This window comes from Pseudomonas sp. S2_A05 (assembly GCF_054668485.1).
Window position 1 is genome coordinate 853,644 of sequence record NZ_CP162775.1, and the last position, 23,138, is coordinate 876,781.

Annotated in this window: 17 protein-coding genes; 14 read left to right on the top strand and 3 right to left on the bottom strand. The window is 60.9% G+C overall.

The genetic code is table 11. The annotated features are described in order from the left end of the window. The first annotated feature begins 6 nt into the window (after positions 1-6). The 5 genes from AB4O12_RS03840 to AB4O12_RS03860 all read left to right on the top strand — a co-directional run bounded on the left by AB4O12_RS03840 (position 7) and on the right by AB4O12_RS03860 (position 5,707). On the top strand, positions 7-450 hold the full coding sequence (locus AB4O12_RS03840) for an acyl-CoA thioesterase (protein WP_016773923.1): 444 nt from the start codon (positions 7-9) through the stop codon (positions 448-450). A 175-nt stretch (positions 451-625) separates the two neighbouring features. Continuing rightward, positions 626-1,585 carry a tRNA dihydrouridine synthase gene (locus AB4O12_RS03845; protein ID WP_252887646.1) on the top strand — a complete coding sequence of 320 codons (960 nt, stop codon included), beginning with the start codon at positions 626-628 and terminating at the stop codon, positions 1,583-1,585. A 119-nt stretch (positions 1,586-1,704) separates the two neighbouring features. Next, positions 1,705-2,151 (top strand): Hsp20 family protein, encoded by a 447-nt coding sequence (locus AB4O12_RS03850; protein ID WP_016773925.1) that lies wholly within the window; start codon positions 1,705-1,707, stop codon positions 2,149-2,151. 191 nt (positions 2,152-2,342) lie between these two features. After that, the gene (locus AB4O12_RS03855) at positions 2,343-3,038 is read left to right on the top strand and encodes a DUF1266 domain-containing protein (RefSeq protein ID WP_056784370.1); all 696 of its coding nucleotides are present in this window, start codon (positions 2,343-2,345) and stop codon (positions 3,036-3,038) included. Continuing rightward, entirely contained in the window at positions 3,035-5,707 is a 2,673-nt protein-coding gene (locus AB4O12_RS03860; protein ID WP_460060379.1) for a DUF805 domain-containing protein, read from the top strand. The genes AB4O12_RS03855 and AB4O12_RS03860 overlap by 4 nt, the downstream gene beginning before the upstream one ends. On the opposite strand, the gene AB4O12_RS03865 is transcribed toward AB4O12_RS03860, so the two are convergent. The 3 genes from AB4O12_RS03865 to AB4O12_RS03875 all read right to left on the bottom strand — a co-directional run bounded on the left by AB4O12_RS03865 (position 5,704) and on the right by AB4O12_RS03875 (position 11,722). Then, the gene (locus AB4O12_RS03865) at positions 5,704-7,395 is read right to left on the bottom strand and encodes an Hsp70 family protein (RefSeq protein ID WP_460060380.1); all 1,692 of its coding nucleotides are present in this window, start codon (positions 7,393-7,395) and stop codon (positions 5,704-5,706) included. The two genes, AB4O12_RS03860 and AB4O12_RS03865, sit on opposite strands and share 4 nt — an antisense overlap. A gap of 94 nt (positions 7,396-7,489) precedes the next feature. Beyond that, positions 7,490-10,768, bottom strand: coding sequence for a PAS domain S-box protein (locus tag AB4O12_RS03870; protein WP_024012383.1), 3,279 nt, complete (start codon positions 10,766-10,768; stop codon positions 7,490-7,492). 63 nt (positions 10,769-10,831) lie between these two features. Then, a complete protein-coding gene (locus tag AB4O12_RS03875) occupies positions 10,832-11,722 on the bottom strand; it encodes a LysR family transcriptional regulator (protein WP_024012384.1) in 891 nt (296 codons plus the stop codon). A 139-nt stretch (positions 11,723-11,861) separates the two neighbouring features. Between AB4O12_RS03875 and leuC the strand changes: the two genes are divergently transcribed. The 9 genes from leuC (at position 11,862) to AB4O12_RS03920 (ending at position 23,083) form a co-directional block, all read left to right on the top strand. Then, on the top strand, positions 11,862-13,292 hold the full coding sequence (gene leuC / locus AB4O12_RS03880; RefSeq protein WP_460060381.1) for a 3-isopropylmalate dehydratase large subunit: 1,431 nt from the start codon (positions 11,862-11,864) through the stop codon (positions 13,290-13,292). 2 nt (positions 13,293-13,294) lie between these two features. Then, positions 13,295-13,939, top strand: coding sequence for a 3-isopropylmalate dehydratase small subunit (leuD, locus tag AB4O12_RS03885; RefSeq protein ID WP_056784378.1), 645 nt, complete (start codon positions 13,295-13,297; stop codon positions 13,937-13,939). Positions 13,940-14,084: 145 nt separating this feature from the next. Continuing rightward, positions 14,085-14,852 carry a class I SAM-dependent methyltransferase gene (locus tag AB4O12_RS03890; RefSeq protein WP_406228713.1) on the top strand — a complete coding sequence of 256 codons (768 nt, stop codon included), beginning with the start codon at positions 14,085-14,087 and terminating at the stop codon, positions 14,850-14,852. Between the two features lie 55 nt (positions 14,853-14,907). Continuing rightward, a complete protein-coding gene (leuB, locus tag AB4O12_RS03895; protein WP_460060382.1) occupies positions 14,908-15,990 on the top strand; it encodes a 3-isopropylmalate dehydrogenase in 1,083 nt (360 codons plus the stop codon). A gap of 66 nt (positions 15,991-16,056) precedes the next feature. Next, positions 16,057-17,169, top strand: a complete 1,113-nt coding sequence (gene asd, locus AB4O12_RS03900; RefSeq protein WP_016773934.1) for an aspartate-semialdehyde dehydrogenase — start codon at positions 16,057-16,059, stop codon at positions 17,167-17,169. A 245-nt stretch (positions 17,170-17,414) separates the two neighbouring features. Then, the gene (locus AB4O12_RS03905; protein WP_150635754.1) at positions 17,415-18,425 is read left to right on the top strand and encodes an aspartate-semialdehyde dehydrogenase; all 1,011 of its coding nucleotides are present in this window, start codon (positions 17,415-17,417) and stop codon (positions 18,423-18,425) included. Positions 18,426-18,634: 209 nt separating this feature from the next. After that, the gene (locus tag AB4O12_RS03910) at positions 18,635-21,295 is read left to right on the top strand and encodes a FimV/HubP family polar landmark protein (RefSeq protein ID WP_056784383.1); all 2,661 of its coding nucleotides are present in this window, start codon (positions 18,635-18,637) and stop codon (positions 21,293-21,295) included. 266 nt (positions 21,296-21,561) lie between these two features. Beyond that, a complete protein-coding gene (gene truA / locus AB4O12_RS03915) occupies positions 21,562-22,386 on the top strand; it encodes a tRNA pseudouridine(38-40) synthase TruA (RefSeq protein WP_056784385.1) in 825 nt (274 codons plus the stop codon). Between the two features lie 64 nt (positions 22,387-22,450). Then, positions 22,451-23,083, top strand: coding sequence for a phosphoribosylanthranilate isomerase (locus AB4O12_RS03920; protein WP_041478535.1), 633 nt, complete (start codon positions 22,451-22,453; stop codon positions 23,081-23,083). The last annotated feature ends 55 nt before the right edge of the window (positions 23,084-23,138 follow it).

Sequence of the window (23,138 nt, forward strand, 5' to 3'; positions counted from 1 at the left end):
TGGGGCATGGGCTGGGATCGGGCAACGCCGTTTACCATTGATCTGCAAGTAGGCGCCGAAGACATCGACGGGCTCGGGCACGCCAATAACGCGGTGTACGTCACCTGGCTCGAGCGCTGCGCCTGGCGCCATTCGCAGCGCCTCGGCCTGGACCTGGTCGAATACCGGCGTCTGGACCGAGCAATGGCCGTTGTCCGCCACGAAATCGATTATCTGGCCGCCGCCTATGAAGGCGATGAACTGCAACTGGCGACCTGGATCGTCGATTGGGATCAGCGCCTGAAAATGACCCGGCATTTCCAGCTCAAACGCCCCAGCGACAACGCCACCCTGTTGCGCGCGCAGACCACATTTGTGTGCATCGAACTGTCGACCGGCAAGCCCAAGCGTATGCCGGCGGAATTTATCGAAGGCTATGGCCCGGCGATCCAGATTGCAGAAGCCATGTGAATCTCACCCTGTGGGAGCGAGCCTGCTCGCGAAAGCATCGCGTGAGTTACGCATGCGTCAACTGACAGACCGCCTTCGCGAGCAGGCTCACTCCCACAGAGATATGTGTAGTTCTGCGGATTTGTGCGATATCCAGTAAACTGCCGCACGTTTTTTCTTCAAGTAGTGTTTCCCCATGCAAATTGCTCTGGCGCCCATGGAAGGGTTGGTCGACGACATCCTGCGCGACGTGTTGACCCGCGTTGGCGGCATCGATTGGTGCGTGACCGAGTTCATTCGGGTCAACGACCAGTTGCTCACGCCGGCCTATTTCCACAAGTTCGGCCCCGAGCTGCTCAACGGCGCTCGCACCGCGTCCGGCGTGCCGCTGCGCGTGCAATTGCTCGGGTCCGATCCGGTGTGCCTGGCGGAGAACGCCGCGTTGGCCTGCGAGCTTGGCTCGGAAGTGATCGACCTCAACTTCGGCTGCCCGGCCAAGACCGTCAACAAATCCCGTGGCGGCGCCGTGCTGCTCAAGGAGCCGGAGCTGCTCAACCAGATCGTCGAGCATGTCCGTCGCGCCGTACCGGCGCACATCCCGGTCACCGCGAAAATGCGCCTGGGTTTCGACAGTCCTGACGGCTCGCTGGTCTGCGCCACGGCACTGGCCGAAGGCGGGGCAGAGCACATCGTCGTACATGCGCGGACGAAACTGGACGGCTACAAACCGCCGGCGCATTGGGAGTGGATCCCGCGTGTGCAGGATGTGGTCAAGGTCCCGGTCTTCGCCAACGGAGACATCTGGAGCGTCGAAGACTGGCGCCGTTGCCGCGAAATCAGCGGCGTCGAAGACATCATGCTCGGTCGGGGGCTGGTCTCCCGCCCGGATCTCGCTCGGCAGATCGCTGCGGCGCGCACTGGCGACGAGGTCGTCGAGATGACCTGGGCCGAGCTGATGCCGCTGATTCAGGACTTCTGGCTGCAGGCCAAGGCGCAGATGACCGCACGCCAATCGCCCGGTCGCCTCAAGCAATGGCTGGCCATGTTGACGCGCAACTACCCGGAAGCCGCCGAGCTTTTCACTGTTCTGCGTCGCGAAACCGAGCCGGATCAAGTCTCGCGCTTGCTCGGATTGCCGCTCGTCGAAGCCGCATAAAAAATCTCAAAATATTCTCTTGAAATCAAAACAGCGGTCCCTATCTAAGGGTTACGCGATGCCGAATTCGGGTCGCGGAGACACAAAACCTTGCTGATTGTTTTCAGGAGATTTGAATCATGAGTACTGCATTTTCTCTCGCGCCACTGTTCCGTTCCTCGGTAGGTTTCGACCGTTTCAACGACCTGTTCGAAACCGCCCTGCGTAACGAGCCTGGCAGCAGCTATCCACCCTACAACGTCGAAAAACACGGTGATGACCAATACCGTATCGTCGTCGCGGCCGCCGGTTTCCAGGAAGAAGACCTGGACCTGCAAGTGGAGAAGGGTGTGCTGACCATCAGTGGCGGCAAGCGTGACACTGACGAAAGCGTCACGTTCTTGCATCAAGGCATCGCTCAGCGAGCCTTCAAGCTGTCGTTCCGTCTGGCCGATCACATCGAGATCAAGGACGCTGCGCTGCGCAACGGCCTGCTGAGCATCGACCTGCTCCGTGTGATCCCGGAAGAAGCGAAAGCCAAGCGCATCCCGATCAATGGAGCGCAGCAGCCGGCATTGCAGCATTGATTCATGTGCTGACACACAATCGCCCGAATCGGCGATAAGCCGCTGAACGAAAGGCCCCGATACGTCGGGGCCTTTTTTGTGCGCGCAAAGAAAGCCGACGCAACGTTTGCTGCTGGCTTTGTGGCTCTTTACAATCCGCGCCATCAAGGCCAGCCCCCCCTTAATTCCCGCTGGCCCCGGAGCCTTTGTTCATGGACGAAATGGAACAGCGCTGGCTATACGCGCTTTCTGCGCCTTTGGTCGCCCTCAATCCCGACGCCGATTACACCGCACCCACCTATTGCTTTGACCTCAAACATGTCGATGTCGAAGGTGGTTGGGGCATCACTACGCGCGAACAGCTGTTGGACATGCTGCGTACTGCCGATGACGGCCACGCTACGCAGTTGAACGAAGCCTATCGGCAGTGGCAGAGGTGTCTGCCGTCCGAATGGCAGGCCTTGCTCGCAACACTCGACACTCGCCAGCGAGCTTTCTACGAATTCGCCAGTCGCACATTTGGCGAGTGCGGTTCAGGTGGCATCCGTGCCTGGGACCTTGGTCGCATGGGTTTTCTGCTGCGTTCTGCAGTGCTGCACGGCTGGATTGATCTCACCGAAAGCCTTTGGCTGCATGGTCGCATGGCGGCACGCGCGCGCTACTACTACGACAGTTGGACGAGCTACCTTAACGGCTTTGTCTTCGGCAAAGCCTTCTGGCATTGCCTGGGCAACAAGGATGAAGAGCTGGAGCACGAATATGACCGGCAAGGCGATTACATAGGCACCACCGTGGTCATCAGAAAGCTTGATCGTGATGCGCGCGCGCTGTTCGCACAATTGCCTTGGGACATGCCCTTGTATCCACCCGAGCGGCCTGATTCGCTAGGGGAGTTCGACTGGTCATGAGCTGCTGGATTCGCTTGGGTATCGAGCCCACCAAAGACAACGACGTCATTCGCGGCGCCTATCGCGCACGCTTGCCGCAGCACCATCCGGAAACCGATCCGGAAGGTTTTCAGGCGCTGCGTGAGGCTTATGAGCTGGCATTACGCTTTGCCCGCGAGGAAGCCGGGGAGCCGGATCAACCGGTTGCCGATGAGATCAGTCCTGCCGATCAGACGATGGCCGACTTTGAAGCATTGCTGCTTGATCCAGCGCGTCGCTTCCAACCGGTGGCCTGGCAGGCATTCAACCTTGAGCTGGACCGCCTGCCGCTGGAGGTGCTGGACGAAGTTTGCTGGCCATTGCTGCGCGAATTGCTCGACGCCGGCCCGATTTCCCATGTCTGCGCCCGTTTGTTGGCCCAGCGCCTGGGCTGGGCGAGCCGCATGCTGGATCTGGATTTCGACAACGCACGGCATGTCGACGAGTTTTTGCAGCGGATCAGCGCGGCGGATCCGTTCGACACCTCGTTGATGAGCCATTGGCCCGCTGTCGCGCAGTTGGAAACTCTCTGGTATGTGCGAACCCTGAATCACCTGAACCGAGAGGCGTCGCTCGACGACTACCGTCATTTCGCCGGCCTGCACACTTGCATCCCCCTGCCTGCTGATGACGGGTTATTGCAACGCCTGGCCATACAGTTCAGTCAGGCTGATATCGCCAACAAAGACTTTCTCGACATTATCAGCGAGCAGCATCGGCTTGCGCCTGAAGATGTCGACTGGCTGTATCTGTTGGCCTGTCAGCGCAGTGCGCTGGGAATGGAAGAGTTGGCACTGCAGGCATGGGTGCGGCTCTGGCGCGAACATCAGCATCCGAAAGCGGCGACGTGGTTACTGGCGTTGTGCGCGCGACATCAGCCTCAGCGCCTGCCGCTGCTGATTCAGGCCTTTGATCGTCTGGAAAACTTCCGCGACTGGTCCGAGGATCTAGGTGATGTCACTCAAGAGTACGGCAGTCCATCACAGCGCCCGGAAACACTCGGGCGTTGGTTCAGGGCCAAGCAGCTCGAGTTGCAGGACATTGCCGGTGCATTTGTCGAATGGCGTGTCAGTGGTGACGAGTTGCCGTTGTTGGCGGCGCTGATCATTGACAGTGATGACCGTCCGTTGCAAACGCTCTACCAGCATGCCTGGGCTTTGCACCGTGGTGATGTGCCATTGCTGCGACGCATCATGCAGGCATCCGAGCCGGGGGATGTGCTCGATCAACTGGTGCTGGAAGGCTTGCAGTATCAGGCCGGGCAGCAGATCTGCTGGTTGACCCGAGCGCCGATTCCTCAGGCCCTGGAAGCGTTTCTGGCCAGCGACTCGGCATCGACACTGCCGTCGGCGCTGGAAAAGGGCGAACCGCTTGAGCTCAGTCTGCTGTGGATGCGCCGTTTGCGTGCTTACGACGCCCGATCGCTGGCGCGGCTTGCCGAAGCGTTCAGTCTCGACAAGCGTGACGAACGGCTTGCGGGGCTCAAGTTGCAAGCGCAACTGGCCGCGCAAGGCATGCTGCTTCCGGCGGTCGATAGCTACTCTGATGTCTGGGAATGGCATCGTCAGGCGATTTACCTGCTGGCCACCCTCGACGATCCGACGCGTTGGCTGGGCGCGCAATCGGGACACTGCGTCGACGCCATGAGCATTGCGCGTGAACACCCCTTGGCCCGTTTGCAGCCGCTGCTCTGTCGCCTGAGTCGCGAGCAGGGCAGCGCCAGTGGCCTGCTCGGCTGGCTGCAAGCGGCGGATCCGGTGCACTCGCTGCTCGCGCGCAAGTTGTTCAGTGTGCATGAGGCGCTCGATAGCACTCGGCTGTTGGGTAATGACCGTTTGTTCGAGTGCATGCGCAGCGACATCGCCAGCTTCAACGAAGATTTGCTCGGGCGCATGCTCTTGGGTGGAGTCCTTTACCACGATCCGTTGCTCACTGCGCAACAGCGTAAATACCTGCTGGAAAGTATCACCGAGGTGGTCAATCCACAGGACTGGTTCGACGGCTTCCGTCACAGTCTGATCAAGGGTGAGCCTGTTCACCCGCCCCGTGAGGCTCTCGCGGAGGAGGGTGTCAGCGACGCCTTTTACCTGGCGCTGGATGTGCTGAAGGATCTGGTGCGTTTTGGCAATCTGGGCTTGCCAAGGCAGAAGGTTCTGTTACGCATGCAGCGGGCCAAGGATGACTCGGAAAATGGACTCGGTTTGCGCTTCGCATTCAGTGCATTGCTGTCGTGGTCTGAGCGTTTGCTGTTAGCCAAGGCAACGACCCGTCCAACCCCCGCCGCTGCGTTCTGGAGCCTGGGTACCCGGCTGGGGCGCGGGGCGTTTATCTGGCAGGTCATTGGCGCGTTGCTGGTGACGCCCGTGGCGGCGTTGCTCAGCGGTACGCCCGTATCCGGCATCGTCGTGTTGCTACTGGGCCTGGCGTTTCTGCTCGGTGCGGTCCTGCGCCGTTTGCATGACATGGGGCGGGGCATTCCGATGTTGCTGATTTTGGTAATGCTGTCGCCGGTATTGCCGTTTCTGCCGCTGATACTGTTCGGTTTTCCCGGAGAGAAGCTGCCCAATCGTTATGGCGTGCCACCGGACAGTGGCGGTGAAGATACCTTGTCCGGTGGTTTGCAGGCGACCTTACGGCGACTTATCGGCTAGAGGCGTAACTCATCCAGAACCTTGTTGAGTTGTGAGCGGTGGCTGGCGATTTCTTCCGATCGCTGGTCGCCCAGCACCGTGGTGAAACTGTCCAGCCAGTCGGCAATCCGCTGGCGTTCTTCGCCCAGACTTTGCGTCCACGCCCGTTCCAGTCGAGCCAGCAGGGTTCGATTGGGCAGAGTGTCGCGGGGGTGAATTTTCAGCGTACTCAAGCGTTCATGACTGGTTTGCCGCGATTGCGCATCGAGTCCGGTCGGGCTGCGGTCAATGCTGTGGCTGTGGCGTTCGCCCGTCCTTGGCAGGGTGACGTCAACTTCGAGCAAACCGTTGATGTCATAACTGAACCGCACATCCAGCGCCTGGATATCATCGCTCGGCGTCAGCGTGACATCGAAAGCATCGATAAAAATGTTGTCGCGTACCCACGGACGTTCGCCCTGATAGACCGCAATACGGATGACTTCCTGTCGTGGAGATGTCGTGTGGTAACGCTCCACCCTTGAGGTCGGGATGATGGTGTTGCGCTCGATGATCGGCGAGAACGCGCCACTGACGCCTTCGCCACGATTGGTCGAAATCCCCAGCGTATACGGACAGACATCCGTCAGAATCAATTCCTCGACCGCACCGTCCCGCGCCTTGCATGCCGCCTGCGTCGCCGCCCCCAGCGCCACGATAGTGTCTGGATCAAGATGCCGATAAGGCAGGCGTCCAAACAACGTGGCGACCATTTGCTGTACCGCCGGCATGCGCGTGGCGCCACCGACCAGCACCAGGCTGTCGAGGTCGCGCGGTTTCAGTCGGGCATCGCGCAGAGCCTGTTCGATTGGCGCGCGCAAGCGGGCCAGCAACGGCTCCCATATTTTCACTGCAGCGGCTTCATCCAGTTCCCATTCGAATGTCTGCTCGGCATGCCGCCAGCTCAACTGCTGTGCGCCTTCGCCGAGTTTGCATTTCAGCTGTTCGAGGGCATCACCGAGGCTGGCCATGGCTTGTGCATCGATCGTTGAGGGGGTGAGTTGCCAATTTTTCAGGCAGGCCTGCAACAGGGCTGCGGTGAAGTCTTCGCCGCCAAGAAAGTTGTCGCCAGTGGAGGCGTGCACTTCGATCAGCGGCAATGCGTATTCGAGCACGGTGACGTCGAACGTGCCGCCGCCGAGATCGAATATCAGCGTGCGTTCGAACTTCTGTTCGTGCAGGCCGTACGCCATGGCGGCAGCGGTCGGTTCATTGATCAGGCGCGTCACGGACAGCCCGGCCAGTTCGGCGGCGAACAAGGTGCGCTTGCGCTGCTCGTCACTGAAATATGCCGGTACCGAAATGACCGCTTCTGTGACCGCTTGGCCGAGAAAGGCCTCCGCGTCCTGCTTGAGTGAGCCAAGTACCAGCGCCGACAACTCTTCCGGGCTGAACTGGCGAGAGCCGAGCTGGATTTGCCTGTCGCTGCCCATGAAACGCTTGAACGCGGCGGCAGTGCGTTCCGGGTGCGTGGTCAGGCGGGCGCGGGCGGCTTTGCCGACCAGAATCGTGTCGTCTTCATCAAGGCTGACCACCGACGGTGTCAGCACATCGCCGAGGGCGTTGCGGATCAGTTCGGCGCGGCCTTCACGCCAGACGGCGATCAGGCTGTTGGTGGTGCCAAGGTCGATGCCCAGCAGGGCCGGGCGGGGAAGGGATGCATCCTGCATGGTTGATCTCGAAGCGGCGCAAAAAACGCGACCCTACAGGCTGACGCAAACCGTGGCAATTGTTGCTCTGTTGCCAGTCTGTGCGACCGCCGATTCAGGGCAGCAGTTTTTTCAGATCCTCCAACCCCACCGGTCGGCTGTGCAGATAGCCCTGATACAAATGGCATTCCAGCCCCTGCAAAAACGCCAGCTGTGCTGGCGTCTCCACTCCTTCGGCAATCACTTCCAATTCCAAGCTGCGCGCCATCGCGACAATCGCGCGAATGATCTCGGCAACATTGGAGTCAGTGGTCGCATCGCGGATGAACGACTGGTCGATCTTCAGGGTGTCTACCGGCAGACGCTTCAAATAAGTCAGCGACGAATAACCGGTGCCGAAATCGTCCATGGCGAAGCTCACGCCGAGCTTTTTCAGACGACGCATTTTGCTGATGGTGTCTTCCAGATTCTGAATGACGATGCCTTCGGTGATTTCCAGTTTCAGCAGAGAGCAGGGCAGGCCGTGGCTGGTCATGCTGTGTTCGATGCGTTCGACGAAATCGTTCTGGCGGAACTGCCGAGGGCTGATGTTCACGCACAGGCTGAAATTCAGCGGGTCGACGAGTTTCAGTGCGATCAATTGTTTGAACGCGTTGCAGGCTTCATCGAGGATCCAGGTGCCGACTTCGAGAATCAGGCCGCTATCTTCCAGCACCTTGATGAACTCGGTAGGCGATTGCGCGCCAAGTTCAGGATGGTTCCAGCGCACCAGGGCTTCGGCGCCGATGATGCGGTTGTCGCGGGCATCGACCTGTGGCTGAAAATGCACGTTGAACTCGCCGCGCGACAGCGCAAGACGCAGGTCGGTCTCCATGCGCAGGCGTTCGCTGGCCGCTTTCTGCATGGTGTTGTGATACATCTGCGTGGTGTTGCGCCCGGAATCCTTGGCCCGGTACAGGGCGATGTCGGCGCGTTTGAGCAGGTCGGTCGGGGTCGAGCCGTGATCGGGAATCAGCGCCACGCCAATGCTCGGCGTCACTTGCAGGCGCTGGCCATCGAGGAACATCGGCTCCGAAAGTAATTCGCGAATGGTGTCGGCCAGCGCGCGCACTTGTTCGCTGACTTCACTGCGCGAACCTTCGAGGCCGCTGAGCAACACCACGAACTCATCGCCACCGAGGCGCGCTACCGTGTCTTCCATGCGCACGCTGGCTTCGAGCCGCGCGGTGATGATTTTCAGCACGGTGTCGCCGACCGGGTGACCGAGGGAATCGTTGATGTGCTTGAAGTGGTCGAGGTCGAGAAACAGCAAGGCGCCGCGCAGATTGTGGCGCTTGAGCAGGGCGATCTGCTGACTCAGGCGATCCATCAGCAGGGCGCGGTTGGGCAGGTTGGTCAGCGGGTCGTGATAGGCCAGGTGACGAATCTGCGCTTCGGCGTTCTTCAACAGGCTGACATCGCGCGCGGTCAGCAGCAGGCACGCGGTTTCATTGAGGGTGATCGGCTCGACCGAGACTTCCACCGTGAGCAATTCGCCGCGCTTGTTGCGCCCGAGCATTTCCTGATGATGCACGCGGCCCTTGATCTGTAACTCGGCGAGTAAGGTCGAGCGCTGTTTCTCTTCGGCCCAGATCCCCACCTGATAAACGGTTTTGCCCACTACTTCGTCGGCGCGGTAACCGGTGAGGCGACAGAAACCGTCGTTGACCTCCAGATAACGCCCGGTGTCGCGTTCGGTGATGGTGATCGCGTCTGGACTTGAGTGAAACGCCTTGGCGAACTTTTCTTCGCTAGCCTTCAGCGCTGCTTCCGAGCGTTGTTGCTGAGTAATGTCGCGCAGGGTGGTGACGATGCACGGCTGATCGCCGACGCTGATCTGCCGGCTGGAAATCACGCAGGTCAGCGACTGGCCGTCCTTGTGCTGGACGAGAATGGCCACGTTGCTCAGGCCTTGTTCGCGAATCACCCGTTCGATGCGTTGCAGGCTTTTCGCCGAGGCGTCCCACAGACCGATTTCCTCGGCGGTGTGGCCAATCACATCGGCGGCGCTCCAGCCAAAGGTCTGGCTGAAGCTCGAATTGATTTCGATGAATTCCCCGGTTTCCTGGCGCGTCACGCAGATCGGATCGGGGCTGACCTGAAACAGCGTGGCGAATTTCTCTTCCGAGGCTACCAGCCGCTGCTCGCGCTCGACCTGATCGGTGATGTCCAGCAACGTGCCGGCCATGCGCAGCGGCGCGCCGTTGTCGTCGCGATAGAGACGCGCGCGGCTTTCCAGATAGCGCGAGCTGCCGTCGGGCAATTGCACGCGATAGGTCAGTTGATAATTGCCGGCGGGGCCTTCGCGCAGGCTGCGGTAGGCGTCGCGCATGCTGTCGCGTTCCTCGCCCGGCACGCCTTCGAAAAACTCCTCGAATGATTCATGGAATGGAATCGGCTCCAGCCCGTGCAATTGCGCAGCGCGCGCCGATCCGTAGAGCATGCCGCTGGGGATGTGCCAGTCCCAGGTGCCGAGTTGCGCCGAGTCCAGCGCCAGGTCGAGGCGTTCCTGGCTGTCCTTCAAGGCCAGTTCGGCGGCTTTGCGTTCGGTGGTGTCGAGGAACGTGCTGAGCAGATAGGGCTGACCTTCGAGCTCGACCTTCTGCGCGCTGAGGATGCCGTCGTGCACTTGGCCATTGCTGGCGCGAAACTGCACTTCCATGCTGATCAGCTCGCCCTTGGCTTTGGTTTTCTTCACCAGTTCGGCGCGTTGCTCGGGATGCACCCACAGGCCCAGTTCCAGGGTGGTGCGGCCGATTGCGCTTTGCACCGGCCAGCCGAACAGGCTTTCGAAATACTGGTTGGCCTCGCTGATCAGACCGTCATCCTGACGGGTCAGCAGAACCATGTTCGGGCACAGGTGGAAAAGTGTCGCGAAACGTTTCTCCGAGCTGCTCAGGGCCTGCTCGCGCTGGCGTTGGTGGGTGATTTCGCGAATCACCCCGATCATTCGGGGCCGGCCGTTCTTGTCTGGCAGCAGGCTGCCGCTGATCTCCAGCCAGTGCAGGCTGCCGTCGGGCCAGCGAATGCGGTGATGCATCGCCTGCTCCAGAGGGGCGCCGGCGATCACCGCGTGGAAAGCACGCACGGTTTTCGCACGGTCTTCCGGCGGCAACAGGTCGAGGTATTCCAAATCGGCGGGTAATGGCTGCCGTGGATCGAAACCGAACAATGCCTGAGTGCCCCGCGACCAGCTGATTTGCCCGCGCTCGATGTCCCAATACCAGGCACCGAGCCGCGCGCCGTTGAGCGCGGCGAGCAATTGCGGCGCGCTTTCCCAGCTCTGCTCGGAATGGCGCGGATCGACAGCCTGGATTCGCGGCATTGGCGGAGTTCGGTCAACAGATTTCGGCATTGTCAGCGGGCCTTGAGCTGAGTGGCGTTAGGCACAGGAGCGGCTCTATAGGAGTAGCACAAGTCAGGCCGGGATCCCTGGCCGATCGATTTGTGCATCCAGCAGGGCCATGAAGGCGCGTGCTGCATTCGATAGCGTCCGTTCGGTGTGCAAGATATAGCCTAGCTGGCGAGTGAGCTGTATGCCCGGCAATGCGATGCTTGCCACTTGTTCGTCGAGCATCGTGCGCGGCAGCACGCTCCAGGCCAGGCCAATGGAGACCATCATCTTGATGGTTTCCAGATAGTTGGTGCTCATGGCGATGTTCGGCGTCAGGCCCTGGGCTTCGAACAAACGCTGGACGATGTGGTGGGTAAACGTGTTGCCGCCGGGGAAAACCGCCGGATGACCGGCGATGTCCGCCAGACTGACGGCGCCGTTGTTGATCAGCGAATGCTCCGGGGCGACGACGAAATCCAGCGGGTCGTCCCACACCGGCGTGGCTTTGACCAGGGTGTGCGGCTCTGGCGCGAGGGTGATGACCGCCAGTTCTGCGCGGCCGTGGAGAATTTCCTCGTAGGCCACTTCCGAATCAAGGAACTGAATATCCAGCGCAACCTGTGGGTAGCGGCGGGTGAACTCCCTTAATAGAGGCGGCAAGCGGTGCAGGCCGATGTGGTGACTGGTGGCCAGCGTAAGGCGGCCGCTGACTTCACCGGTCAGGTTGGTCAGGGCGCGGCGGGTGTCGTCGAGCACATTGAGAATCTGATAGGCCCTTGGCAGCAGGGCGCGACCCGCCTCGGTCAGACCGACTTCGCGACCTAGTCGATCAAACAGGCGCACTTTCAATTGCTGCTCAAGCCCGGCGATGCGCTTGCTGATCGCCGGTTGTGTCAGATGAAGGCGTTCGCCGGCGCCGGAGAAGCTGCCGGTCTCGGCGATGGCAATAAAAGCATTCAGGTTAGCCAGATCCATGTCGCATTCCAGTTGGTTATCCAAAGCATAAAAAATATGAATTTGAGTTATTTAATCTAACCCCATAGGATCGGCCTCACAAGCCAAAGGGTTATTGATGAGCCCGGGGCATAGAAACAAGCTGATGAGGAACCGTCTGATGGCCGGCAAAACGCTCTACGACAAGCTCTGGGATTCGCATTTGGTCAAGCAGCGCGACGATGGCTCGGCGCTGATCTACATCGATCGTCACATCATCCACGAAGTGACTTCGCCGCAAGCTTTCGAAGGCTTGCGTCTGGCCGGGCGCAAGCCTTGGCGCATCGATGCCAACATCGCGACCCCGGACCACAACGTACCGACCACTCCGGAGCGCAAGGGCGGGATCGAAGCCATTGCCGACCAGGTCTCGCGGTTGCAGGTGCAGACCCTCGATGACAACTGCGATGAATACGGCATCGTCGAATTCAAGATGAACGACGTCCGTCAGGGCATCGTTCACGTGATCAGCCCGGAGCAGGGCGCGACCCTGCCGGGCATGACCGTGGTTTGCGGCGACTCGCACACCTCGACCCATGGCGCATTCGGCGCGTTGGCCCACGGTATCGGCACATCCGAGGTCGAGCACGTGCTCGCGACACAGTGCCTGGTCGCCAAGAAAATGAAAAACATGCTGGTGCGCGTCGAAGGCCAATTGCCGTTCGGCGTGACCGCCAAGGACATCGTCCTTGCGGTGATCGGCAAGATCGGCACCGCCGGCGGTAACGGCCACGCCATCGAATTTGCCGGCAGCGCGATCCGCGATCTGTCCGTCGAAGGCCGCATGACCATCTGCAACATGTCCATCGAAGCCGGCGCCCGCGTCGGCCTGGTGGCGGCGGATCAGAAGACCATCGACTACGTCAAAGGTCGTCCATTCGCGCCGAAGGGCGAGCAGTGGGACATGGCCGTCGAAGCCTGGAAAGACCTGGTCTCCGACGCCGATGCCAAATTCGACACCGTGGTCGAGTTGGACGCCGCGCAGATCAAGCCGCAAGTCAGCTGGGGCACTTCGCCTGAGATGGTCTTGGCCGTGGATCAGAATGTGCCGGACCCGGCCAAGGAAATGGATCTGGTCAAGCGCGACTCGATCGTTCGCGCCTTGAAATACATGGGTCTGACCGCCAATCAGGCGATCACCGACATTCGGCTTGATCGCGTATTCATCGGTTCCTGCACCAACTCGCGCATCGAAGACTTGCGCGCCGCTGCGGTCATCGCCAAGGGCCGCAAGGTCGCCTCGACCATCAAGCAGGCAATCGTCGTGCCGGGCTCGGGTCTGGTCAAGGCGCAGGCTGAAGCCGAAGGGCTGGACAAGATTTTCCTCGAGGCCGGTTTCGAATGGCGCGAGCCGGGTTGCTCGATGTGCCCGGCGATGAACCCGGACCGTTTGGAGTCCGGCGAGCATTGCGCCTCGACTTCCAACCGTAACTTCGAAGGCCGTCAGGGCGCCGGTGGCCGTACCCACCTGGTCAGCCCGGCCATGGCGGCAGCAGCAGCGGTGAACGGCCGTTTCATCGACGTTCGTGAACTGATCCAAGGAGCACAGTAAAGATGAAGGCATTTACTCAGCACACTGGTCTTGTCGCGCCTCTGGATCGTGCCAACGTCGACACCGATCAGATCATTCCCAAGCAGTTCTTGAAGTCGATCAAGCGCACCGGTTTCGGTCCGAACCTGTTCGACGAGTGGCGTTATCTGGATGTCGGCCAGCCGTATCAGGACAACTCCAAGCGCCCGTTGAACAAGGATTTCGTCCTCAACGCCGAGCGTTATCAGGGTGCCAGCGTATTGCTCGCCCGCGAGAACTTCGGCTGCGGCTCGAGCCGTGAACACGCGCCGTGGGCGCTGGAAGAGTACGGTTTCCGCAGCATCATCGCGCCGAGTTACGCCGACATCTTCTTCAACAACAGTTTCAAGAACGGCCTGCTGCCGATCATTCTCAGCGATGCAGAAGTTGATGAACTGTTTAAGCAAGTTGAAGCCGAGCCGGGTTATCAATTGCAGATCGACTTGCAGGCGCAGACCGTGACCCGCCCGGATGGCAAGGTCTACAGCTTCGAGATCGACGCGTTCCGCAAGCACTGCCTGCTCAACGGTCTGGACGATATCGGCCTGACCTTGCAGGACGGCGATGCTATTGCGACGTTCGAAGCCAAGCATCGCGTGAGCCAGCCGTGGTTGTTCCGCGACGTGTGATTCGAAATTGATGTAGTCGGGGCTGACCCCCATCGCTGGCAAGCCAGCTCCCACAGGGATTTGCGCAGTTCACAAAACCTGTGGGAGCTGGCTTGCCAGCGATAGGACCCCTGCAAAGCAACGCAAAATTGAACAGGATGTCCCCATGACCAGCACCGCCCAACACACTCAGGTCGTACAAAAGCAATTCGGTGAACAGGCCGCCGCCTACCTGAGCAGCGCCGTGCACGCTCAAGGCACCGAATTCGCATTGCTACAGGCTGAGCTGGCCGGGCAGGGCGAGGCTCGTTTGCTGGACTTGGGTTGCGGCGCAGGCCATGTCAGTTTCCACGTCGCTCCATTGGTCAAGGAAGTGGTGGCTTACGACCTGTCGCAGCAAATGCTTGATGTGGTTGCCGGCGCTGCCGTCGATCGCGGCTTGAGCAATATCATTACCGTCAACGGTGCTGCCGAGCGCTTGCCGTTCGCCGATGGCGAGTTCGATTTTGTGTTCAGCCGCTATTCGGCGCATCACTGGAGCGACCTCGGTCTGGCCTTGCGCGAAGTGCGCCGGGTGCTGAAGCCGGGCGGGGTGGCGGCTTTCGTTGACGTGTTGTCACCGGGCAGTCCGTTGTTCGACACTTACCTGCAAAGCGTTGAAGTGCTGCGCGACACCAGCCATGTCCGCGACTACTCCGCCGCCGAGTGGCTGCGCCAGGTCAGCGAGGCCGGTCTGCATGTGCGCAGTACTACCCGCCAGCGCCTGCGTCTGGAGTACAGCAGTTGGGTCGAGCGCATGCGCACACCTGACGTGATGCGCGCGGCGATCCGCCAGTTGCAGCAGTCGATGGGCAACGAAGTGCGTGAGTATTTTGAGATAGATGCCGACGGCTCGTTCAGTACCGATGTGATCGTACTGATGGCCGAGCGATAGGAATTTTTCCCGGCGCGCCGTTCACTGGCGCACCGCTTGAAGACACGAGGAAAGCATGAGCAAGCAGATTCTGATTCTCCCGGGTGACGGTATTGGTCCGGAAATCATGGCCGAAGCGGTCAAGGTGCTGGAATTGGCCAATGACAAGTACAGCCTGGGCTTCGAGCTGAGCCACGACGTGATCGGCGGCGCGGCCATCGACAAGCATGGCGTGCCGCTGGCCGACGAAACCCTTGATCGCGCCCGCGCTGCCGACGCCGTGCTGCTGGGCGCGGTCGGTGGCCCGAAATGGGACACCATCGAGCGTGACATCCGCCCTGAGCGCGGTCTGCTGAAAATCCGCGCGCAACTGGGCCTGTTCGGCAACCTGCGCCCGGCGATCCTCTATCCGCAACTGGCCGAAGCGTCGAGCCTGAAACCGGAAATCGTTGCCGGTCTGGACATCCTCATTGTCCGTGAGCTGACTGGCGGCATTTACTTCGGCGCGCCGCGTGGCACCCGTACGCTGGACAACGGCGAGCGTCAGTCCTACGACACGCTGCCGTACAGCGAAAGCGAAATCCGCCGCATCGCCCGTGTCGGTTTCGACATGGCCATGGTTCGTGGCAAGAAGCTCTGCTCGGTGGACAAGGCCAACGTCCTGGCATCCAGCCAGTTGTGGCGTGAAGTGGTCGAGCAAGTGGCCAAGGATTACCCGGAGGTCGAGCTGAGCCACATGTACGTCGACAACGCCGCCATGCAGTTGGTGCGCGCACCCAAGCAGTTCGACGTGATCGTCACCGACAACATGTTCGGCGACATCCTCTCCGACGAAGCGTCGATGCTCACCGGCTCGATCGGCATGCTGCCGTCGGCCTCGCTGGATTCCAACAACAAGGGCATGTACGAGCCTTGTCATGGTTCGGCGCCGGACATTGCTGGCAAAGGCATTGCCAACCCGCTGGCGACGATCCTGTCGGTATCGATGATGCTGCGTTACAGCTTCAATCTGCACGACGCTGCCGATGCCATCGAAAAAGCCGTCAGTGTCGTGCTCGATCAGGGCTTGCGCACCGGCGACATCCACTCGGCCGGTTGTACCAAAGTCGGTACGCAGGAAATGGGCGACGCAGTAGTCGCCGCGCTGCGGAATCTGTAATCTCTCGGGCCCGCTGCGAAATTCAATACAAAGCAGCGGCCCACTTTTCAAGAAGGTGTAGTTGCGATGAAACGTGTAGGTCTGATCGGTTGGCGCGGGATGGTCGGTTCCGTGCTCATGCAGCGGATGCTGGAAGAGCAGGATTTCGATCTTATCGAGCCGGTGTTTTTCACCACGTCCAATGTCGGTGGCCAAGGCCCGTCCGTGGGCAAGGACATTGCTCCGCTCAAGGACGCTTACAGCATTGACGAGCTGAAGACCCTCGACGTGATCCTGACCTGCCAGGGCGGCGACTACACCAGCGAAGTATTTCCCAAGCTGCGCGAAGCCGGCTGGCAGGGTTACTGGATCGACGCGGCGTCGAGCCTGCGTATGAACGATGACGCGGTGATCATTCTCGATCCGGTCAACCGCAAGGTCATCGACCAGCAACTGGACGCGGGCACCAAGAACTACATTGGCGGCAACTGCACCGTCAGCCTGATGCTGATGGGTCTGGGCGGTCTGTTCGAGGCCGGTCTGGTCGAGTGGATGAGCGCCATGACCTATCAGGCGGCCTCCGGTGCCGGCGCGCAGAACATGCGTGAACTGATCAAGCAGATGGGCGCGACCCACGCCGCTGTCGCCGATCAACTGGCCGACCCGGCCAGCGCGATCCTCGACATCGACCGTCGCGTGGCCGAAGCCATGCGCAGCGACGCGTACCCGACCGAAAACTTCGGCGTACCGCTGGCCGGCAGCCTGATCCCATGGATCGACAAGGAACTGCCGAACGGCCAGAGCCGCGAAGAGTGGAAGGCCCAGGCCGAGACCAACAAGATTCTCGGTCGCTTCAAGAGCCCGATCCCGGTCGACGGCATCTGCGTGCGCATCGGCGCCATGCGCTGCCACAGCCAGGCGCTGACCATCAAGCTGAACAAAGACGTACCGATCGCTGATATCGAAGGGCTGATCAGCCAGCACAACCCTTGGGTCAAGCTGGTACCGAACAACCGCGAGATCAGCATGCAGGAGCTGAGCCCGACCAAGGTCACCGGCACCCTGAATGTACCGGTCGGTCGTCTGCGCAAGCTGAACATGGGTTCGCAATTCGTCGGTGCCTTTACCGTCGGCGACCAGCTGCTGTGGGGCGCGGCCGAACCGCTGCGCCGCATGCTGCGGATCCTGCTGGAGCGTTGATCGCTTGAAGCATTGAAGAAGCCCGTGCCTTGTGAGAGGTGCGGGTTTTTTTATGCCAAGGATTTCTCCGGTGTCTGTACTGCCTTTTTCGCGAGCAGGCTCGCTCCCACATTGAAATGCGGTCCCTGTGGGAGCGAGCCTGCTCGCGAAAGGGCCGGTCCAGCCGCCGCAAATCCTGCAGAAATTGCCTGTGCGCCACCCACCCGGTAAAGTGCCGCTCCCCCCGTTTTGCCAGAGGTAGCTCCATGACCCAGACTTTCGATATCGCCGTTATCGGCGCCACCGGTACTGTCGGCGAAACCCTCGTACAGATTCTCGAAGAACGCGACTTCCCGGTCGGCAACCTGCACCTGCTGGCCAGCAGTGAATCGGCCGGCAGCTCGGTGCTTTTCCGCAACAAAAACGTACGCGTGCGCGAGGTCGACGAGTTCGATTTCAGCAAGGTCAGACTGGTGTTCTTCGCCGCCGGCGCTGCTGTGTCGCTGAGCTACGCCGCTCGCGCCCATGCTGCCGGTTGCTCGTTGATCGACTTGTCCGGCGCCTTGCCCACCGATCAGGCGCCACAAGTGGTGCCCGAGGCCAATGCCGATATTCTCGCCAGTCTGAAAAGCCCATTCCAGGTCAGCAGCCCAAGCCCGTCTGCGACGACGCTTGCGGTGGTGCTGGCGCCGTTGCTCGATCTGCTCGATCTGCAATACGTCAACGTCACCGCCAATCTGGCCGTTTCGGCACAAGGCCGCGAGGCAGTCACCGAGCTCGCGCGGCAGACCGCCGAGCTGCTCAACATGCGCCCGCTGGAGCCGACGTTCTTTGATCGGCAGATGGCGTTCAACCTGCTGGCACAAGTCGGTACGCCTGATGCGCAGGGCCACACGCTGCTGGAAAAACGATTGGTTCGAGAGCTGCGCCAGGTCCTGGCGAAACCTTTATTGAAGATTTCTGCCACTTGCGTTCAAGCCCCGGTGTTTTTTGGCGATAGCTTTAGCGTGACCTTGCAGTCAGGCAGCGCTGTTGACCTGGAAAAGGTCAACGCCGCGCTTGAGGCTGCACCGGGCATCGAGCTGGTCGAGGCCGGTGATTATCCGACCGCGGTCGGCGATGCGGTGGGGCAGGACGTGGTCTACGTAGGCCGCGTGCGGACGGGCGTCGACGACCCGGCGGAACTAAATCTTTGGCTGACGTCAGATAACGTACGCAAAGGCGCGGCGCTCAACGCCGTGCAACTGGCTGAGTTGTTGATAAAAGACCTGCTGTAAAAGATACTTGGCAACAATTTGTCGACTGATTCTAGGTGAGCGCTATGCTTGCCCGAAGCGCGTCGATGACGAGTCACCCTCCGGGACTTTCCGGGGCAGCACCGAAATGATCGCGCGCGGCGACCCCCGTCGTCGCGCGCAATGCCTTACGGCAGCGGTATTCAAAAGCTTCTCGCTGGCCGAGGAACGTTCAAACAAAGGATGAGGCTATGGTTCAAGTTCGCAAACTGGTGTTAGCAATAGCGGCCGCCTCGGCGCTGTCCTCCGGTATGGCGCATGCCCTCGGGCTCGGGGAGCTGACCCTGAAGTCGACCCTGAACCAGCCGTTGGTGGCTGAAATCGAGCTGCTCGACGTCAAGGATCTCACCGCTGCCGAAGTGGTGCCGAGCCTGGCTTCCCCTGAAGATTTCGCCAAGGCCGGCGTCGACCGTCAGGCTTTTCTCAATGACCTGACGTTCACCCCGGTACTCAACGCCAACGGCAAAAGCGTGTTGCGCGTGACCTCGAGCCAACCGCTGTCGGAACCGATGGTGAAGTTCCTTGTGCAGGTGATGTGGCCCAATGGCCGCTTGTTGCGTGATTACAGCGTGCTGCTCGATCCGTCGAAATTCTCGCCGCAGACCGCAGACGCCGCCGCGCAACCGGCGCCGTCGCAGACCATCACCGCGCCAACCACTGGCGCCACCCATCGCAATCAATACACCACCACGCCGCGCGACACCCTGTGGGAAATCGCCGCGAAGGCGCGCAACGGTGGCTCGGTGCAGCAGACCATGCTGGCGATTCAGGCGCTCAATCCGAATGCCTTTATCGACGGCAACATCAACCGTCTGAAAACCGGCCAGGTGCTGCGTCTGCCTGACCCGGTACAAAGCACAGCGCTGCCGCAGTCGGCTGCCATCGCTGAAGTGGCGGCGCAGAACGAAGCCTGGCGTCAGGGCCGGCGTTATGTGGGCAAGCCTGGCACCGGTCAACAGCAGCTGGATGCGACCAATCGTGGCCGTGGCAATACCGGTGCAGCGGCCAACACCCAGGACAATCTGAGCTTGGTCTCGGCGGAAAGCGCCAAGCCCGGTGCGAAAGGCCCGGCCGGCGACGCCAAGGCGCTGAGCAACAAACTGGCAATTACTCAGGAAAACCTCGACACGACCCGCCGTGACAACGAGGAACTGAAAAGCCGCATGGCTGATCTGCAGAGCCAGCTGGACAAGCTGCAAAAGCTGATCGAGCTGAAGAACAATCAACTGGCGAAGATGCAGGCCGACGGCGCCGGCGCTGCGCCTGGCGCCACTGCTGCTGTGCCGCCGGTGCCGGCGATCACTGCCGAACTGGCCGCAACACCGCCAGCCACCCCGGCCGACGCCGCAGCGGCTTCACCGACTCCAGAGTCGGCCATCGCGCCGCCAGCGGAAACCCCGGTTGAGCCAGTCGTCGAGCCGGTGGTCGAAACTACGCCGCCTGCTGCCGCCGATGACGACAAAGCCTTCAATGAGCTGCTGACCAATCCGATCCTGCTCGGCCTGATCGGCGGCGGTGCGGTGGTTCTGCTGCTTCTGCTGTTGCTGCTGGCGCGCCGTCGCAAAGCCCAGCAGGAAGCCGAAAAGCACCTGCGCATGGCCCGCGCTCTGGCTGAAGAGCAAGAGTTCTCCGCTGAGCAGGATCTGCCGGAAAGCAGCTTCTCCGGCCTGGAAACCCCGGCAGCCAGCGTCAAGCTCAACACGCCAGCTCCGGCACCTGCGCCAGCCCCTGCACCGGTCGTCACTCCGGTGGTGATGGCTGCGCCGATTGCCGCACCACTGGTGGCCCCGGCCGGCGAACGCTCTGATGATGTGCTCGACAAAGCGCAATCGCACATCAATGCCGGCCGCCTTAATCAGGCCGCTGCGCTGCTGGAAGAGGGCGTCAGCCTTGAGCCGGAACGCAGCGATCTGCGCCTGAAGCTGATGGAAGTCTACGGTCAGCAGGGCGACCGCGATGCGTTCGTTGCGCAAGAGCGTCAACTGGTGGCCAATGGCGATAACTTCGCCAAGGTCGAAGCGCTGAAAAGCCGCTTCCCAGCCATGGCTGTGGTCGCTGCCGGTGGGCTGGCAGCTGCCGCCGTCGCTGCCGAACTGGACGCGCAGTACGTCAAGGAATTGCTGCAAGACGAGCCGCAAGCGCCCGAGGCTGCCGCTGACGATCTCGACACCGCGTTCGATTTGAGCCTGGACGACCTCGACAACATCACCCCGGTCGATCCTGCGCCAGCGGTCGAGCCAGAAGCGCCTGTCGAGCTCGACGCATTTCCGGCCGAAGACGATCTGAGCTTCGCTTCGGTGCTGCAAGAGCAGACCGAGATGAAAGACAATCTCGACGATCTGTCGGACTTCGATCTGGACATGGATCTGGGCGCCGAACCATCGCCGGCCACGTTGGCTGAAGATGACTTCCTGCTGGATCTTGACGACGGCGTGAAGGACTTGCCGCCGGTCGAGACGCCGGTAGTTGCTGACGTGCCGCAGGACGATCTGGAACTCCCAGCCGATTTCGACCTGTCGCTGGCCGACGAAATGGACACCAACCCAGCCGCCGAGCCGGATGCTTTCGCGGCCGAGCTTGACGACGTCAATGCCGAGCTGGATCGCCTGTCGCAAAGCATGGCCGAACCGAGCTTCACCGAAGCGGACGCAGCGTTGGGTGATGACCTGGGTGAAGATGATTTCGACTTCCTCGCCGGCACCGACGAAGCAGCGACCAAACTCGATCTGGCCCAGGCTTACATCGACATGGGCGACGCTGACGGTGCGCGTGACATCCTCAACGAAGTGTTGACCGAGGGTGACGAGAAGCAGCGGGGCGAGGCCAAGGAAATGCTTTCCAACCTGGCGTAAGTTCAGCGGTAAACAACAAGCGGCAGCCCGGTGGGGCTGCCGTTTTTGTTTGTGCCGGATTCGGCGGTGTTTGATCGATTGCTTTCGCGAGCAGGCTCGCTCCCACAGGGGGGCGCATTGCAAATGTGGGAGCGAGCCTGCTCGCGAAGGGGGCGGTACTGCCGATAGAGAACTCTGGCATCCCCAGCCCACCGCCTTATAATGCCCGCCTTTGCAAATCAGCAGGCTGTCCCACCTTGGCAAACATAGATAACCCGGTCGCCGAAATGGCGCCCGACGGCTTTTACCGCGTCGCGCTGGGCGTTGAGTACAAAGGCTCGCGCTACAGCGGCTGGCAACGGCAGCTGACCGGAGTGGCGACGGTGCAGGAAGAGCTTGAAAAAGCCCTGTCGAAAGTCGCCAATTCGCCGGTTTCCCTGCAATGCGCCGGGCGTACCGATGCCGGCGTGCATGCCTGCGGCCAAGTGGTGCACTTTGACACCCAGGTTGATCGCTCGCTGAAAGCCTGGGTCATGGGCGCCAACATCAATCTGCCCCACGACATCAGCGTCAGTTGGGCCAGGGTCATGCCGGCGCATTTTCATGCGCGCTTCAAAGCCATTGCCCGGCGTTATCGCTATGTGATCTACAACGATCAGATCCGCCCGGCGCACCTCAATGAAGAAATCACCTGGAATCACCGTCCGCTCGACGCCGAGCGCATGGCCGAGGCCGCGCAGTACCTGATCGGTACCCACGATTTCAGCGCGTTCCGGGCCGGTCAGTGCCAGGCAAAGTCGCCGATCAAGAAGATGCATCACCTGCGCGTGACCCGTCACGGCAAGATGATCGTGCTCGACATTCGGGCCAACGCGTTCCTGCATCACATGGTGCGCAATATCGCTGGTGTGCTGATGACCATCGGTGCCGGTGAGCGTCCGGTGGAGTGGATGAAGGAAGTGCTGGACAGTCGCGAGCGTCGCTCCGGCGGGGTCACGGCGCATCCCTACGGGTTGTATCTGGTGCAGGTCGAGTACCACGACGAATTTCCGTTGCCCGAGCGCTTTATCGGGCCACATTTCCTTACGGGTTTCTCCGAACTTGACGGCTGACGCCCTCGAACGCTTTTGTTACCATCCGGGACGTTTTCGGATTTTGCCTTGAGGTTTTCCTGACATGTCAGCCGTTCGCAGCAAGATCTGCGGCATTACCCGCATCGAAGATGCGCTGGCCGCCGTCGAAGCCGGTGCCGACGCGATCGGCCTGGTGTTTTACGCCAAGAGTCCGCGAGCGGTGAACGTGCAGCAGGCGCGGGCGATCATCAAGGCGCTGCCGCCGTTCGTTACCACCGTGGGGCTGTTCGTCAATGCCAGTCGTTGCGAGCTGGGGGAAATCCTCGATGCGGTGCCGCTGGATCTGCTGCAATTCCATGGCGACGAAAATGCGGAGGAGTGTGAAGGCTGGCATCGTCCGTACATCAAAGCGCTGCGGGTCAAGGCGGGTGATGACATTGCTGCTGCCTGCGATGCCTTTCCCGGCGCCAGTGGCGTGCTGCTCGACACCTATGTCGAAGGGGTGCCTGGCGGAACCGGCGAGGCGTTTGACTGGTCACTGATTCCGCAACACTTGAGCAAACCGCTGATTCTGGCCGGCGGCCTGACGCCGGAGAACGTTGCCGACGCGGTAGCACGGGTCAAGCCCTACGCGGTGGATGTCAGCGGCGGGGTAGAAGCGAGCAAAGGCATCAAGGATCACCACAAGATTCGCGCATTCATCAACGCGGTGCGCGGCAATACATCGTCGATGTGACGGCTGGCAGTCTGCCGCCGTCCATCAATGCACTTGCACAAAGCAGGCGCGGCTG

Excerpts from the sequence above, each read along its gene's own strand:
- truA (WP_056784385.1), top strand. The coding sequence starts at position 21,562 with ATGGCGCCCGACGGCTTTTACCGCGTCGCGCTGGGCGTTGAGTACAAA.
- leuD (WP_056784378.1), top strand. The coding sequence starts at position 13,295 with ATGAAGGCATTTACTCAGCACACTGGTCTTGTCGCGCCTCTGGATCGT.
- AB4O12_RS03860 (WP_460060379.1), top strand. The coding sequence starts at position 3,035 with ATGAGCTGCTGGATTCGCTTGGGTATCGAGCCCACCAAAGACAACGAC.
- leuC (WP_460060381.1), top strand. The coding sequence starts at position 11,862 with ATGGCCGGCAAAACGCTCTACGACAAGCTCTGGGATTCGCATTTGGTC.
- AB4O12_RS03910 (WP_056784383.1), top strand. The coding sequence starts at position 18,635 with ATGGTTCAAGTTCGCAAACTGGTGTTAGCAATAGCGGCCGCCTCGGCG.
- AB4O12_RS03840 (WP_016773923.1), top strand. The coding sequence starts at position 7 with ATGGGCTGGGATCGGGCAACGCCGTTTACCATTGATCTGCAAGTAGGC.
- asd (WP_016773934.1), top strand. The coding sequence starts at position 16,057 with ATGAAACGTGTAGGTCTGATCGGTTGGCGCGGGATGGTCGGTTCCGTG.
- AB4O12_RS03855 (WP_056784370.1), top strand. The coding sequence starts at position 2,343 with ATGGACGAAATGGAACAGCGCTGGCTATACGCGCTTTCTGCGCCTTTG.
- AB4O12_RS03875 (WP_024012384.1), bottom strand. The coding sequence starts at position 11,722 with ATGGATCTGGCTAACCTGAATGCTTTTATTGCCATCGCCGAGACCGGC.
- leuB (WP_460060382.1), top strand. The coding sequence starts at position 14,908 with ATGAGCAAGCAGATTCTGATTCTCCCGGGTGACGGTATTGGTCCGGAA.
- AB4O12_RS03920 (WP_041478535.1), top strand. The coding sequence starts at position 22,451 with ATGTCAGCCGTTCGCAGCAAGATCTGCGGCATTACCCGCATCGAAGAT.
- AB4O12_RS03850 (WP_016773925.1), top strand. The coding sequence starts at position 1,705 with ATGAGTACTGCATTTTCTCTCGCGCCACTGTTCCGTTCCTCGGTAGGT.
- AB4O12_RS03845 (WP_252887646.1), top strand. The coding sequence starts at position 626 with ATGCAAATTGCTCTGGCGCCCATGGAAGGGTTGGTCGACGACATCCTG.
- AB4O12_RS03870 (WP_024012383.1), bottom strand. The coding sequence starts at position 10,768 with ATGCCGAAATCTGTTGACCGAACTCCGCCAATGCCGCGAATCCAGGCT.
- AB4O12_RS03905 (WP_150635754.1), top strand. The coding sequence starts at position 17,415 with ATGACCCAGACTTTCGATATCGCCGTTATCGGCGCCACCGGTACTGTC.
- AB4O12_RS03865 (WP_460060380.1), bottom strand. The coding sequence starts at position 7,395 with ATGCAGGATGCATCCCTTCCCCGCCCGGCCCTGCTGGGCATCGACCTT.
- AB4O12_RS03890 (WP_406228713.1), top strand. The coding sequence starts at position 14,085 with ATGACCAGCACCGCCCAACACACTCAGGTCGTACAAAAGCAATTCGGT.